The organism is Microbispora sp. CA-102843 (assembly GCF_050936215.1).
Lineage (GTDB): Bacteria > Actinomycetota > Actinomycetes > Streptosporangiales > Streptosporangiaceae > Microbispora.
Map to the genome: position 1 here is coordinate 8,318,180 of NZ_JBNJNF010000001.1, position 14,911 is coordinate 8,333,090.

Sequence of the window (14,911 nt, forward strand, 5' to 3'; positions counted from 1 at the left end):
TCCTCCTTTATCGCGACAGATCGTCGGGCCCGAAGGCGAACGGCAGGAAGTCCGCCATCCGCATCGGCCCATCGGGCGTCTCCACCAGCAGGTCCCGCCCGCCGTGCTCGAACAGCAGCTGGCGGCAGCGGCCGCACGGCATCAGCAGCTCGCCGTGGCCGTCCACGCAGGTGAAGGCCACCAGCCTGCCGCCGCCGCTCGCGTGCAGCGCCGAGACGAGCCCGCACTCGGCGCACAGCCCCACGCCGTACGACGCGTTCTCCACGTTGCAGCCGGTCACGGTCCGGCCGTCGTCGACGAGCGCCGCCGCCCCCACCGGAAACTTCGAGTACGGCGCGTACGCGTGGGTCATGGCCTCGCGGGCCGCGACCCGGAGCGCCTCCCAGTCGATGCTCATTTCGCCTGCCCCCTTCGATACGGGACGCCGTCGGCCGCCGGCATGCGCAGCCGTTGTGAGGCCAGCGACAGCACCAGCAGCGTGGTCAGGTGGGGGGTGAACGAGGTGAACTGCTCCGGCACGGTGTCCGTCACGGCGAACACCACGAACACCGCGATCGCCACGACCCCGGTGATCAGCGCCGCGACCCCGCGCCGCTGCCGTACGAGCTGGTAGACCGCCACGGCGACGAGCAGCAGCGCGACGACGAACAACAGCGCGTGCACCGAGATGCCGCCCTGGCGGAGCTGGAGCGCGTCGGTGTAGCCGAACAGCGCCGCGCCACCGGCGAGCCCGCCCGGACGCCAGTTGCCGAAGATCATGGCGGCGAGGCCGATGTAGCCGCGCCCGCCCGTCTGCCCGTCACGGTAGATTCCCGCGGCCACCAGCGACAGGAACGCGCCGCCGAGCCCGGCGAGCACACCGGAGACGAGCACGGCGGCCCACTTGTACAGGTAGACGTTGACGCCCAGCGACTCCGCCGCGACCGGACGCTCGCCGCACGCCCGCAGGCGCAGGCCGAACGGCGTGCGCCACAGGATGTAGAACGACAGCGGGACCAGCAGGATCGCCAGGATCGTGAACCAGGACACGCCCTGGGTGATGCCCCGCAGCACGCCCGCGAAGTCCGACAGCACGAACCAGTGCTTGGCCTCGACGGTCCGCAGCGGGTCGTCGAGGAAGCCCAGGCTCACCGTGCCCATCTTGGGCAGCGGCGGGGAGTTCTTCGTCCCGCCGCCCGGCATGCCGTTGAAGACGAGCTGGGACAGATACTGGGTGAAGCCGACGCCGACGATGTTGATCGCCACGCCGGAGATGATGTGGTCGACGCCGAAGGTCACGGTCGCGACGGCGTGGATCACCGCGCCCAGCGCCCCGCCGAGGGCGCCGGCGACCACGCCCGCCCACGGGCTGTGGAACTGGAGGGCGCCCCAGGCCCCGAACCAGGTGCCGAGCACCATCATGCCTTCGAGGCCGATGTTGACCACGCCGGCCCGTTCCGACCACAGGCCGCCGAGACCGGCGAGCCCGATCGGCACGGCGAGGCCGAGCGCGGCGCTGACCGTGCCCGCCGAGGTGATGTCGTTCGCCCCGGTCACCAGCCGCGCGATCGACAGCAGCACCACGAGCCCGGCCAGGCCGAGCAGGAGCACCGGCGCCGAGAGCCGGAAGCGCCGCGCCGGGGGCGCCTCGACCGGCCGGTCGACCGGGAGGTCCGTCGCCGTCATGCCGTCTCCTCGATTCCGTCCGGCCCGCTCATGCGCCCTCCTCGCCTGGCGGCTCGGGGGCGCATGAGCGAAACGCGCTGTGCCTACTGATTCGCTCGCTGCGCTCGCTCATGCCGGCGCCTCCGCCTTCGGCGCCTCCTGCGGCGCGGCGAGCTCACGGCTGACCCTGCGCTGCTCCGCGACGATCCGGTAGCGGTGGACCAGCTCGTACGCGATGATCACGGAGAGCACGACGACGCCCTGCATGATCTGGACGATCTCCTTGGAGATGTCGAGCAGCTGGAGCTGGTTGGACGAGTTGTCCAGGAAGCTCCACAGCAGCGCACCGACCGCCATGCCGATCGGGTTGTTGCGGCCGAGCAGGGCGATCGCGATGCCCGTGAAGCCGAGGCCGGCCGGGAAGTTGTTGCTGTACTTGTAGGAGGCGCCGAGCAGCTCCGGCATGCCGATCAGACCGGCGACCGCCCCCGACATGACCATCGTGACGACGATCATCTTCTTCACGCTGACGCCGCTGGCCACCGCCGCGGACTCGGACTTGCCGGTCGCCCGCAGCTCGAAGCCGAACCGGGTGCGGTTGAGCACGACCCAGTACGCGACGCCGAGCAGGACCGCGACCACGATGAACCCGTTGACCAGCACCGGCGTGCCGGCGATGAGCGGGATGCCCGGCATGTGCGCGTCGTCGGGGATCGGCCTGGTGCCGAGGTCGTTGCCGGTCAGCACGCCGAAGTGCTCGCTGACCAGCCACGACCCGAGGCCGGTGGCGATCGCGTTCAGCATGATGGTCGAGATGACCTCGCTCACGCCCCGGTAGACCCGGAGCAGACCGGCGATCGCGGCCCACAGGGCGCCGACGACCACCGCGACGACGATCACAAGGACGATGTTGAGCACGCCGGGCACCACGGCGGCGCCGCCGAGACCGGCGGCGACCACGGCCGCGAGCCGATACTGGCCGTCCACGCCGATGTTGAAGAGGTTCATCCGGAAGCCGACGGCCACCGCGAGCGCGGAGATGTAGTACATGACCCCGGTGTTGAGGATCATGGCCATCGACCGCGGCTGGGTGCCGTAGTCCGCGAGGGTGGTGAACGCCTCCACGGGCGCCTTGCCCGCCACGAGCAGGACCACCGAGGTGATCAGCACCGCGAAGACGACTGCGATGACCGGCGCGGCGACGGCGAGCCAGCCGCCCAGCCGCACCCGGCCGAGCACCCGGTCGAGGAACCCGCCGTCCCTACTGCTCCGCTCGCTCATGCCACCTCCTCGCCAAGCGGCTCGGAGTCGCATTCGCGAATCGCGCTGTGCCTACTGATTCGCTCGCTCCGCTCGCTCATGCCGTCTCCTCGCCAAGCGGCTCGGAGTCGCATTCGCGAATCGCGCTGTGCCTACTGATTCGCTCGCTCCGCTCGCTCATGCCACCTCCTCGCCGGCGCCGGTCATCGCCGAGCCCAGTTGCTCGGGGGTCACGTTCGCGGGATCGACGTCGGCGACGACCCTGCCGCGCAGGATCACCTTGAGCGTGTCGGACAGCCCGATCAGCTCGTCGAGGTCCGCGGAGATCAGCAGCACGGCCAGCCCGGCGGCGCGCGCGGTGCGCAGGTGGTCCCAGATCGCCGCCTGCGCGCCGATGTCCACGCCGCGGGTGGGGTGGCTGGCGATGAGCAGCACGGGGTCGCCGCTCATCTCCCGCCCGACGATCAGCTTCTGCTGGTTGCCGCCGGACAGCGTGGCCGCGTCCACGTCGATGCCGGGGGTGCGCACGTCGTACTCCTCGACGATGCGCCGCGTGTCGGCCCGCGCGCCCGCGCGGTCGATCCACGGTCCCTTGACGTTGGGCCGGCGGGTCTGGTGGCCGAGGATGCGGTTCTCCCAGAGCGGCGACTCCAGCAGCAGGCCGTGCCGGTGGCGGTCCTCGGGGATGTAGCCGATGCCGCCCGCGCGCCGCTTGAGCGTCGACCACTGGGAGATGTCGGTGCCGGCGAGCGTGAGCGCGCCCGCCTCACAGGAGCGCATGCCCATGATCGCCTCGACGAGTTCCGCCTGGCCGTTGCCCTCGACGCCCGCGATGCCGAGCACCTCGCCCTTGTGGATGTCGAAGCTCACGTTCTCGACCACCGGCCGCCCGTCGCCGGTGCGCACGGTCAGATCGCGTACGGACAGGGCGACGACGTCGGTGACGGTCGACTCGCGGGTCTCGGGGCTGGGCAGCTCGCTGCCGACCATGAGCTCGGCGAGCTTGCGGGACGTCACGTCCCTGGGGTTCACGGTCGCCACGGTGGTCCCGCGCCGGATCACGGTGATCTCGTCGGCCACCCGCAGGACCTCGTCCAGCTTGTGGGAGATGAACAGGATCGTCAGCCCCTCGCGGACCAGGCCGCGCAGGTTGTCGAACAGCTCCTCCACCTCGTGGGGCACGAGCACGGCGGTCGGCTCGTCCAGGATCAGGATGCGGGCGCCCCGGTAGAGCACCTTCAGGATCTCCACCCGCTGGCGGTCGCCGACCCCCAGGTCCTCGACCGGCACGTCCGGCCGTACGCCCAGGCCGTACGCGTCGGAGATCTCCTTGATCTTCTTCCGCGCGGCGGCGAAGTCGAGGGCGACGCCGCCGCGGCGCGGCTCGCTGCCCAGAACCACGTTCTCCAGCACGGTCAGGTTGTCCGCCAGCATGAAGTGCTGGTGGACCATGCCGATGCCCGCGGCGATGGCGTCGGCGGGTGTATGGAAGCCCACGGGCGACCCGTTGACGCGGATGTCGCCCTCGTCGGGGCGCTGCATCCCGTACAGGATCTTCATCAGTGTGGACTTCCCCGCGCCGTTCTCGCCGACGATGGCGTGGATGTGCCCTTTGGCGACGCGGAGGTGGATGTCGCTGTTGGCGACGACCCCCGGGAATCTCTTGGTGATCCCGGTGAGCTCTACTGCGGGTTCCGTAACGGTCGCGGCGGTAATGTCGGCCTCCTCTTCGCGGAGTGCCCGGTGACGGTCAAGTGGTAGTGAGAGTAGAGCAAAGGGCCCGGGGCGGGTGCCTCCGGGCCCCTCGATTACGCAGGTCAGGACGTCGGGACCGTAATCTCGCCGCTAATGATCTTCTGCTTGTACTCGTCGATCTTCGACTTGATGTCGTCGATCTTGCCGCCGGTCGTGGAGTAGTCCACGCCGCCCGCCTTGAGGTCGTAGACCGACGGGCCCGACTTGACCGCGCCGGTGGTGTAGTTCTTCAGGAAGTCGAAGACCGCCACGTCGACCTTCTTGGTCATCGAGGTGATGATCACGTCCTTGAAGTCGGCGTACGCCGGGAGCGCCGCCTGGTCGGAGTCGACGCCGATCGCCATCGCGTTCGCGGCCTTGGCCGCCTCGAAGACGCCCGCGCCCGAACCACCGGCCGCCTGGTAGACCACGTCCGCACCGGCGTCGTACATGCCCTGCGCGGCCGTCTTGCCCTTGGCCGGGTCACCGAAGCCGCCGAAGTCCGGGGGCTGGGTGAGGTACTTGCTCTGGATCTTGATGTCCGGCTTGACGGCCTTCGCACCGGCCTCGAAGCCCGCCTCGAACTTGTGGATCAGCGGCACGTCGACGCCGCCCACGAAGCCGACGTTGCCCTTCTCGGACTTGAGCGCCGCCGCGACCCCGACGAGGAACGACCCCTGCTCCTCGGCGAACATCAGGTTCGTGATGTTGTCGCCCGTGGCGGCGTCGTCGTCCACGATGGCGAACTTGACGTCCGGGAACTCCTTGGCGACCTTCGCCACGGAGCCGGAGTAGGCGAAGCCCACCGCGATGACCGGGTTGTAGCCCCCGGAGGCGAGCAGCCGCAGCCGCTCCTCCTTCTGGGCGTCGGTCTCGCCCGCGGTCGCCTCCAGTTCCTTCTTCTGGACCTTGAGCTCCGACTCGGCCTTGTCCAGGCCGGCCGCAGCCGCGTCGTTGAAGGAACCGTCGCCGCGGCCACCGATGTCGTACGCCAAGCCCACCTTGACCTGCGCGTCGGCGGGCGCGGATGACGCGCCGGCCGAGGCTCCGGTCGTGGTGGTGTCGTCGCTACCCCCACACGCGGCGGCGGCCATGAGCAAGGCGCCGCCCGCGGTGGCGGCGGCCAGTCTGCTAACTCGATTGCGGAGCAAGGTCGTGACTCCCCTTCCGTTCCCCGCCCGTCTGACTCTCGTCGCACGCACGCAGGAACGCACGGCAACCCTGCACGGAAGATAGTTGTTTGACCTGCATAGACCAAACCCGCACACCAGTCCGCAACATGTCCGTTATTGAGCCCAGGCCACACCGTGACCAGGGTGTCAGCCTGGGGAAACCTTGACCCTGCCGTAAATGATCTCCTGCTTGAGCTGTTCCAGCTTCGGCTGGATGTCGGTGATGTGGCCGCCGGTGAGGGTGTAGTCGACGCCGCCGAGCTTCAGGTCGTACACGATCCGGCCGCTGGTGACGGTGTGGTCGACGACGTCGGCGAGGTAGTCGTAGACCGCGACGTCGATCCTTTTGATCATCGAAGTCAGGACCACGTCGCGCACGGCCGGGTCGGCGCTCTTGGCCTGGTCGTAGTCGACGCCGATGGCCCACGCCCCGGCCTGCTTCGCCGCGCGGAACACCCCGGCCCCCGAAGCCCCGGCCACCTGGTAGACCACGTCGGCGCCGGCCCGGTACATGCGCCGCGCGGCCTCCCGCGCCTTGTCCGGCCGCTCGAAGCCGCTCAGGTCGCGTGAGCCCGTGAGGTAGGCGATCCTGATCCGCGCCCGCGGGTTCACGTGCTTCACGCCCTGGACGTAGCCGACCTCGAACTTCCTCACCAGCGGCGAGCGGTTGCCCCCGATGAAGCCGACGTCGCCGGTGCGCGACTTCATCGCCGCCGTCGCGCCCATCAGGAACGAGCCCTGCTCCGAGGCGAACAGCAGGTTCGTGATGTTGGGACCGGACACCGTCGGCTCGTCGACGATCGCGAACCGGGTCCTGGGGAACTTCGGGGCGATCCGCGCCAACGCCGGCGCGTACGAGTAGCCGACGGCGATGATCGGGTCGTAGCCGGCCTCGGCGAGCGCCCGCACCCGCTCCACCTTCCGGGCGGCGGGCTCGCCCGGCGCGGCCTCGACCTCCCGCACCCGCATGTCGCTCAGGTTGCGCTTGGCATCGTCGACTCCGGCGGCCGCCGCGTCGTTGTACGACTTGTCGCCCCGTCCGCCGATGTCGTACACGAGCCCGACCCGCAGCGGGCCGGTGCGCGGCGACGCGGTGTCCACCTCGCCGCCGCATCCCGCGGCGACGGTCACGGCGAGGACGACGGCCATCATCGCCCGGAACGCCCGCAATCGGACCTCCAAACCAGGATGGTGGTCCCACGGTCCGCGATACCCGCTGGGCGCGCGGGGGAACGCGCCACACAATGCCCCTGACAGATTTATCCCATTTGAGTTAATTCGTGCGGGTAAGGGATCCCGAGTATCGAACAGCCTGTTCCCCTTCGCGCGTCACCTCGAAGTCGGCCGCGCTCTCGCCCCGCCGTGTGATCAAGATGCTCCCCGGATAACAGCCGTCGCCCTTCACCTGGTCGATGGTCAGCACGAGCACCTCGCCCGATCCGCTCGCAGGGGTGAGACGGCCGGAGCAGTGCAGGTCGGCGCCCCACCTCATCCGCGCCGGGCCGGCCAGACGGATTTCGACCGGGAAGACACGGCCGGCCGAGGGATAGCGGGCGACGCCCGTCCACGTACCGTCGAGGCGCGCGGGTTCGCGGGCCGTCACCGCCCACGCGACGCCCACCGCGACGAGGACGGCGAGCGCGGCGACCAACGCGACCACGCGCGCTCGCCCGCGACGGCGTCCACCGGTCCCGCCGTGCTCCGCCGGCTGGTCGTGGGTTCGCTCTGGTCTGGTCGACCCTGCTCCGGCCGGCTCCGGTCTGGTCGGCTCCGGTCTGGTCGGCGCGGCCGGACCCGGCTGCCCTGGCTCCCCTGGCTGCCCTGGCTGCCCTGGGGCCCGGTCGAGCAGGGCGTTCAGCACCTGTCCGGCGTCCGGCCGGTCGGACGGCTCCGCGGCCAGGCACGCCACCACGAGGTCTTTCAGCAGACCGGTGAGCGGCCCGAGGTCCGGCGTGCCGTACAGGATGCGGGCCATGACGGCGGCGTACGTGTCACCGGTGTAGGCATGCCGCCCGCTCGCCGCGTAGACGAGCGTGAGCGCCCAGCAGAACATGTCCGCCGCCGGCCCGGCCGGCCGCCCTTCGAGCTGCTCCGGCGCGATGTAGGCAGGAGTGCCGACCGGGTTCCCGGTCGTCGCGGTGGCGTCGGCGAGCCGGGAGATGCCGAAGTCGACGACCCGCAGCCCGTCCGAGCCGAGGAGCACGTTGCCCGGCTTGAAGTCGCGGTGGACGACCCCCGCCCGGTGGATCGCGGCCAGCGCGGTGGCCGTCCCCACGGCGACCCGGTCGAGGTCGCCGCCCGTCCGCGGGCCCGCGACCGTCACGTGATCGCGCAGGGACGGGCCGTCGACGTACTCGCTCACGATGTACGGCCGGTCGCCGTCGAGGTCGGCGTCGAGGACCTGGGCGGTGCAGAAGGGCGCGACCCGGCGCACCGCCTCGATCTCACGGGCGAAGCCCCGCCGGGCGGAGGTGTCGTCGAGCCGGGCGTGCAGGAGCTTCACGGCCACCGGCCCGCCCGACGCGCCGGCGCCGCGGAAGACGACCCCCTGGCCGCCCACGCCCAGGCGGCCGTCGAGGCGGTAGCTCCCGAGGCGCAGGGGATCCTCGGGACGCAGGGGGGAGACGTCGGGCACGGCGGCGTACGGCTCTCAGCGGCTCGGCCGGTTCAGTGAACGCGGGTCAGTGAACGCGGTTCAGCGGGCGCCGCCCCACAGCGCGGTCAGCGCGGTGGCGGCGAGAACCTTGACGCCGATCCCGATCGCCCGCTCGTCCACGTCGAACTGCGGCCGGTGGATGTCGACCTCGTCGACGGCCCCCGGCGGCCGGGTGCCCAGCCGGGCGAGCGCGCCGGGCACCGACTCGAGGTACCAGGAGAAGTCCTCGCCGCCGAGGCTCTGCGGCGTGGGCACGGCCGCCCCCTCGCCGATGATCTGGGTGACCGCGTCGTGCAGCATCTGGATGCTGGTGGCCTCGTTCACCGTAGGCGGCGTGCCGCGCCGATAGTCGATCTCGGCGTCCACGCCGTACGCGCCCGCGACCGAGTCGAGCAGGGCCTTGACCAGGTCGGGGGCCTGGTGCCACGCCTCCTCGTCGAGCGACCTGACCGTGCCCTGGGCGAGGCCGACGTCCGGGATCGCGTTGGCCACGGACCCGGCGGAGATCTGGCCCCACACGAGGCTGAGGCTGGAGCGGGGGTCCACGCGGCGCGACAGCGCGGCCGGCAACTCGGTGACGATCTTGCTGAGCGCGTAGACGAGGTCCACGGTCAGGTGCGGCCGGGCGGTGTGCCCGCCGGGGCCCGCGACCTTGATCCGCAGGCTGTCGCAGGACCCGGTGATCGGGCCGGTCCGCAGGCCGACGTGCCCGACGTCGAGGCGCGGGTCACAGTGCACCGCGAAGATGCGGTCGACCTCGCTGAGGCCGCCGTCGCGCATCACCTCCAGCGCGCCGCCCGCGACCTCCTCGGCGGGCTGGAAGATCAGCCGTACCCGGCCGGGGAGCGCTCCCGCGTCGGCCTGCGACGCCAGGAACAGCCCCGCGCCGATGACGATCGCGGTGTGCACGTCGTGGCCGCAGGCGTGGCACGCGTTCGGGTTCGTGGAGCGATAGGAAACGTCCTTCTCGTCCTCCATCGGCAGCGCGTCGATGTCGGCGCGCAGGGCGACCGTGGGGCCCTCGTCCCGGCCGAGGTCCACCCACATGCCGGTGCCGCGCGACAGCGGGTGCGGGGTGAGCCCGGCGTCCGTCAGCCGCTCAGCGATCTTCTCGGTCGTGCGATGCTCGCTGAAGGCGATCTCCGGGTGTGCGTGTACGTCGCGCCGGAACTCGATCAGCTCATCGTTGTGCCCGCGAAGGAATTCCGCCAGTTGCCCGGCCAGGTCGTTACTTCCCGGCACGGCCGCGTCCGGCGTTGCGAGCTTCGATGAGGTGGCCACGGGTCTTCCCTTCTCCGGCGAGCCGTCCCGCCACGTATCGCCGGATCGTCCATATGATCACGAAAAGTCACGAAAAAAGCCCAAAAGGGTCGAGCGGGCGTGCCTCGCCTCCACCGACCCTTCATTCACAATCCTTCCATGCCGCGACCCTCCGATACGGCGGATTGCCCAGTATTTACACCGGCCTCCGCACGTTGTCAGAACTGAGGCACTGTTGCCGGACATATCAGGCCTACCCCGTCAGGTGCCGGATTGTCCGATCTCGCGGTTGGGGTTCGAGGTGACGAACCTGTCCTCGGCGAGCTCGATCACCGTGGCGTCGACCACGTCCTGGAGGGTCCCTCCGTCGGCGAGGATCGCCCGCTGGCGCTCGGATGAGCTCCCCTGCTCCAGCACCTCGGTCACGACCGCCAGTTCGTCGGCACAGCTGAGCCGTTCGGCGACGGGTTCGAGTTCGCGCTGAAGTTCATACAATACGTCGCGCATCGGCGCTGTGGAGCCATGGTCGTCGGTGATGACGTCCGCGTCGAGGCCATAGCGCGTGGCGCGCCACTTGTTGTCGCGCACCACCCACGCCGCCGGATGCGGCAGCTTGTACCCCCGGTCGATCTGCTGGTCGAACTGCTGCACGAGGCACTGGGACAGCGCGACCACCATGCCCACCTCGCGCGGCGTCGGGATGCCGTCGAACATCCGGATCTCGATCGTGCCGAAGTCGGGATGCGGCCGGATGTCCCACCACACCTCCTTGATGCTGTGGATCGTGCCCGCCCGCAGCAGCGTGTCCATGTACTCCTCGAACTCGGCCCAGTCGGCCAGCAGGTGCGGCGGCCCGGCCGTGGGCAGCGAGCCGAAGACGATGGCCCGGCTCGACGCCAGCCCGGTGTCCTGCCCGCCCCAATAGGGGCTGGAGGAGGTGAGCGCGAGGAAGTGCGGCAGGTACGCCGCGAGGGCGTTGACGATCGGAATGACCTTGTCGCGCTCCTTGACGCCCACGTGGACGTGCACGCCGAACGTCTGGATCCGCCAGGCGAGCCACTGCATCTCCTCGACCAGCTCCACGTAGCGCTGGCTGGGCGCGTAGACCGCGTCGCGCCAGTCGCTGATCGCGTGGGTCCCCGTGCAGGCGAGCGCGATGCCGCGCGGCTCGACGGCCTCGGTCAGCCGGCCGATGCTCTTCTTCAGGTCCTGCACCGCCTCGGCCACCGTGTGGCAGACGTCGGTGACGATCTCGACCTGCGACTGCATGAGCTCGTGCATGGCCTTGGGCCGCTGACCCTCACTGAGGTCGGGAACCGCGGCGAGCACCTCCTTGGCGTCCTGGCGGAGATGGCGCGTATTCCGGTCGACGAGCTGAAGCTCCCACTCCACGCCGAGCGTCGCGCCACGCGAGGGATTGAAGTCGATCGCCAAAACTTGCCTCCATCACGTTCGGTCCCTGTGGACACAAAGGTCACAGTGGACAAGGTCGTTTCAGGGTCAGGCCCTACCCTTCATCCATCCCCGCACGCCGACGGCCCCGAGCGCCAGTGCCAGAAGGATGTTCACCGCGATGAGTACGCCGTGGACGACGTAGAAGGAAGTCTCGTGCCCGTCGGCGAGGTTGAAGCCGAGGTTGATCCATTCGAAGATCATGAAAGCGGCGAGTGCCAGGAGGAAGATCGATACACGTCTCGTCATGCTCACAGTATCGGCGGCCACCTGCGTGGCCCTGTGGCATATGGGGCATATGTCGCTTCATGCGAAGGCAGTCAAGGCTAGGCTGAGCGACCTATGGGGACGAACCTGCGGGCTCTCGCCGCGACCGTGACGACGGCGGGAGTGCTGACGACGGCGCTGCTCTGCGCCCCTCCCGCCGCGGGCGCGCGGGCCATGCCTGACCTGGCGCCCCGGGAGACCGGCACGGCGGTGACGGGGAACGGGACCGTCGGCGGGGACCTGCTCGCCGGCCACGGGATCATCGCGCCCGCCGGGATCAAACCGCCGCCCAAGACCGAGGCCAGCGCTTACCTGGTGGCCGACGCCGACACCGGCGCGGTGCTCGCGGCCAAGGACCCGCACGGGCACTACCTGCCCGCGAGCACGCTCAAGACGCTGACGGCCGTGACGCTGATCCCCAAGCTCGACAAGAACCGCAAGGTCAAGCCGAGCGACGAGGCGTGCAACGTGGAGGGCACCGCCGTCGGCATCGTCCCCGAGCCGATCTACAAGATCGACGACCTCATGCGGGCGCTCCTCATGGTCTCCGCCAACGACGCCGCGGTCGCGCTCGCCGAGGCGAACGGCGGCCTGCAGAAGACGCTCGCCGACATGAACAAGCAGGCGCGCAAGCTCCAGGCGTACGACACGGTGGCCAAGACGCCGAACGGCCTGGACGCCCCGGGCCAGCGCAGCTCGCCCTACGACCTCGCCCTGATCGCGCGGGCCGGGCTGGCGATCCCGGACTTCCGCGAATACATCAGCACGAAGGTCGCCAAGTTCCCCGCGCCCAAGGACTACCTCAAGAAGAAAAAGAAGAAGCGCCGCGACGACTCCGAGGCCAGTGAGTCTCCCCCGCCCGCCTACTACGAGATGGCCAACCACAACCGGCTCCTCGGACGCTACAAGGGCATGCTCGGCGTCAAGAACGGCTGGACGTCCAAGGCTCTGGGCAGCTTCGTGGGCGCGGCCCGGCGTGACGGCCACACCATCCTCGTCGTGATCATGCATCACCCCGGCGGTTTCTGGGAGGAGGTCGCCAAGCTGCTCGACTGGGGCTTCGCCGCGAGGGGCAAGGCGGCCCCCGTGGGCCAGTTGGTCGCGCCGGTGCCCGACCCCAAGCCCTCCTCCTCCCCCCTGACCGTACGGCCCTCTCCGACGCCGGGGACGGCCGACGTGGGCGCGGCCAAGGCGCGCGGAGAGGACCCCGCCTCGAAGGGTTCGGGCGCGACCACCCCCCTGCTGATCGGCGGCGGCGCCCTCGTGGTCCTCGCCCTCGGCGCGTACGGCCTGCGCCGGCGCCGGAAGACGCCCGGCGACGACACTCCCTAGACGGCGCGGTCAGGCGGGGCCGATCGTGGGCGTGGTCGCGGGCGACGGAAGCGGGGTCGGCTCGGGCGGCGGGCCGAGCGTGGCCGTCGCCGTCCACGCGGCGGCGTAGAGGATCACCCGGGCCGACAGGTTGATCCACAGCAGCAGCCCCACGACCACCGCGAACGTGCCGTACACCGGGTTGCGCAGAGTGCCGGACAGGATCAGCGCCGCGAGCTGCTTCAGCACCGCGAAGCCGACCGCGCCCAGCAGCGCGCCCTTGAGCACGACGAGGAACGGCTGCGACGGCTTGGCCAGCCAGCCGAGGATGACCAGGAAGAGCAGCAGGTCGGCGACGAGGCTCGCGGCGATCCCGGCGAGCCAGACCCCGAAGCCGGCCAGCGGCGAGGAGCCCAGGCCGAGCCATCCGGCGACCGTGCTCGTGGCCCCGGTGGCGAACCCGCTCGCGATCACCGAGACCAGCATGGCCAGGCCCATGAGCACGAGCGCGACGAGGTCGCGGAGCTTGCCGACGAAGTAGTTGAGCGGCGGCTCGCAGGTCATCCAGACGGTGCGCAGGGCCCCGCGCAGGGCGTCCATGGCGCCCAGCCCGGCGTACAGCAGGCCGAGCAGACCGATCAGCCCGGCTTGGGCCCGGGCCCCGGCGAGCTGGTCGATGTGGAGCTGCCCGGCGAGCCCGGGAAGCTGGCTGTTGATCGCCGCAGTGAGCGTGGCGAGCGCGTCCGGGCGGATCGTCACGACGTATCCGAACAGAGCGAACGCCAGCGCGATCAGCGGGAAGAACGACAGGAAGGCGAAGTAGGTGATGGCGCCCGCCAGCCGGTCCCCCGACTGCACCTGGTAGCGCTGCACGGTCCGGATGAGGTGGTCGAGCCAGGGAAAGCGGATCCGGTTGCGCTCGATCCACATCCGGCCCCACGCCCTGAGTTCGTCGACGCGCCGCGTGACCCGGTCGATCATCGCCATCCCCATCGGCGTTGTGTACCCGGAGAGGGCGTCTCGATGCCTGAGACGGCGGCCCGGGGCGGGGCCGCGGTCTCGGTCACGCGCGGTTCACTCGAAGTGCGGCGTGGGGAGCAGGCCGAGGCGCTCGCGGACCTGCTCCATCGTCTCGCGGGCCACCTCGCGGGCCCGGGCGGCGCCTGCGACCAGCATCCGGTCGAGCTCGGCCTCGTCGGCCAGCAGCTTCTCCGTACGCTCCCTGATCGGGGAGAACGTCTCGACGACGGCCTCGGCGACCTCCTTCTTGAAGGTGCCGTATCCCTGCCCGGCGAACCGCGTCTCCAGCTCGGGGATCGGCGTGCCGGTCAGCGCGGACAGGATCCGCAGCAGGTTGGTGACGCCCGGCTTGTTCTCCTCGTCGGCGACGACCTCGCTGCCGGTGTCGGTCACCGCGCGCATGATCTTCTTGCGCAGGACGTTCGGCTCCTCCAGCACGTCGAGGATGCCCTGCGGGCTCGACGACGACTTGGACATCTTCGCGGTCGGGTCCTGGAGGTCGGTGATCTTCTCGACCTCCTTGAGGATGTAGGGGCTCGGCACCTTGAACGTCTGGCCGTAGCGGCTGTTGAAGCGCTGCGCGAGGTCGCGGCTGAGCTCCAGGTGCTGCTTCTGGTCCACCCCGACCGGCACCTGGTCGGCCTGATAGATCAGGATGTCGGCCGCCTGGAGGATCGGGTAGCTGAACAGGCCCACGCTGGCCGAGCTCTCGCCGTACCGCGCGGACTTGTCCTTGAACTGGGTCATCCGCCCGGCCTCGCCCATGCCGGTCTGGCAGATCAGATACCAGGCGAGCTCGCTGTGCTCGCGCACATGGCTCTGCGCGAAGACCGCGGCGCGCTCCGGGTCGAGCCCCGCGCCGAACAGCTGGGCGGCGGCGATCCTGGTGCGCCTACGCAGTTCCCCGGGGTTGGGCGCGACGGTCAGCGCGTGCAGGTCGGCGATGAAGAAGAAGGCCTCATGGGTGTCCTGCAGCGCGACGTACTGGCGGATCGCGCCGAGATAGTTGCCCAGGTGGAACGAGTCTGCGGTGGGCTGGATACCGGACAGGACGCGAGCAAGAGCCATACGGCAATTCTGTCAGGAGTCGCGGGCTGCCCGCGACAGACGCGGCCAGGGGTGCGGCGCGCCGAGC

General features: G+C 70.3%; 13 protein-coding genes. 1 reads left to right on the plus strand and 12 read right to left on the minus strand.

From position 1 onward, the window contains the following. Positions 1 to 7: 7 nt before the first annotated feature. From ACQEVJ_RS38330 to ACQEVJ_RS38375, 10 genes are all read right to left on the minus strand, one after another. Entirely contained in the window at positions 8 to 397 is a 390-nt protein-coding gene (locus ACQEVJ_RS38330; RefSeq protein ID WP_433109592.1) for a cytidine deaminase, read from the minus strand. Beyond that, positions 394 to 1,665 (minus strand): ABC transporter permease, encoded by a 1,272-nt coding sequence (locus ACQEVJ_RS38335; RefSeq protein WP_433109593.1) that lies wholly within the window; start codon positions 1,663 to 1,665, stop codon positions 394 to 396. Before ACQEVJ_RS38335 ends, ACQEVJ_RS38330 begins: the two co-directional genes overlap by 4 nt. Positions 1,666 to 1,773: 108 nt before the next feature. Then, positions 1,774 to 2,925: an ABC transporter permease gene (locus ACQEVJ_RS38340; protein WP_433109594.1), complete on the minus strand. Its 1,152-nt coding sequence runs from the start codon at positions 2,923 to 2,925 to the stop codon at positions 1,774 to 1,776. Between the two features lie 156 nt (positions 2,926 to 3,081). After that, positions 3,082 to 4,620, minus strand: a complete 1,539-nt coding sequence (locus ACQEVJ_RS38345) for an ABC transporter ATP-binding protein (protein WP_433113195.1) — start codon at positions 4,618 to 4,620, stop codon at positions 3,082 to 3,084. A gap of 101 nt (positions 4,621 to 4,721) precedes the next feature. After that, positions 4,722 to 5,789 carry a BMP family lipoprotein gene (locus ACQEVJ_RS38350; RefSeq protein ID WP_433109595.1) on the minus strand — a complete coding sequence of 356 codons (1,068 nt, stop codon included), beginning with the start codon at positions 5,787 to 5,789 and terminating at the stop codon, positions 4,722 to 4,724. A 168-nt stretch (positions 5,790 to 5,957) separates the two neighbouring features. After that, positions 5,958 to 6,992 (minus strand): BMP family lipoprotein, encoded by a 1,035-nt coding sequence (locus tag ACQEVJ_RS38355; RefSeq protein WP_433109596.1) that lies wholly within the window; start codon positions 6,990 to 6,992, stop codon positions 5,958 to 5,960. Between the two features lie 91 nt (positions 6,993 to 7,083). Then, positions 7,084 to 8,445 carry a serine/threonine-protein kinase gene (locus ACQEVJ_RS38360; protein WP_433109597.1) on the minus strand — a complete coding sequence of 454 codons (1,362 nt, stop codon included), beginning with the start codon at positions 8,443 to 8,445 and terminating at the stop codon, positions 7,084 to 7,086. A 60-nt stretch (positions 8,446 to 8,505) separates the two neighbouring features. Beyond that, complete coding sequence (locus tag ACQEVJ_RS38365) at positions 8,506 to 9,747, minus strand: amidohydrolase (protein WP_433109598.1); 1,242 nt, start codon at positions 9,745 to 9,747, stop codon at positions 8,506 to 8,508. A gap of 240 nt (positions 9,748 to 9,987) precedes the next feature. Then, positions 9,988 to 11,160 (minus strand): glutamate--cysteine ligase, encoded by a 1,173-nt coding sequence (locus ACQEVJ_RS38370; RefSeq protein ID WP_433109599.1) that lies wholly within the window; start codon positions 11,158 to 11,160, stop codon positions 9,988 to 9,990. 66 nt (positions 11,161 to 11,226) lie between these two features. Continuing rightward, entirely contained in the window at positions 11,227 to 11,427 is a 201-nt protein-coding gene (locus tag ACQEVJ_RS38375; protein ID WP_433109600.1) for an SCO4848 family membrane protein, read from the minus strand. Between the two features lie 93 nt (positions 11,428 to 11,520). Between ACQEVJ_RS38375 and ACQEVJ_RS38380 the strand changes: the two genes are divergently transcribed. Next, complete coding sequence (locus tag ACQEVJ_RS38380) at positions 11,521 to 12,777, plus strand: D-alanyl-D-alanine carboxypeptidase family protein (protein ID WP_433109601.1); 1,257 nt, start codon at positions 11,521 to 11,523, stop codon at positions 12,775 to 12,777. A 9-nt stretch (positions 12,778 to 12,786) separates the two neighbouring features. Here the strand turns inward: ACQEVJ_RS38380 and ACQEVJ_RS38385 are convergent, their stop codons facing one another. Continuing rightward, positions 12,787 to 13,749 carry a YihY/virulence factor BrkB family protein gene (locus tag ACQEVJ_RS38385; RefSeq protein ID WP_433109602.1) on the minus strand — a complete coding sequence of 321 codons (963 nt, stop codon included), beginning with the start codon at positions 13,747 to 13,749 and terminating at the stop codon, positions 12,787 to 12,789. Positions 13,750 to 13,830: 81 nt separating this feature from the next. Further along, positions 13,831 to 14,844 carry a tryptophan--tRNA ligase gene (gene trpS / locus ACQEVJ_RS38390; RefSeq protein ID WP_433109603.1) on the minus strand — a complete coding sequence of 338 codons (1,014 nt, stop codon included), beginning with the start codon at positions 14,842 to 14,844 and terminating at the stop codon, positions 13,831 to 13,833. Positions 14,845 to 14,911: the final 67 nt, after the last annotated feature.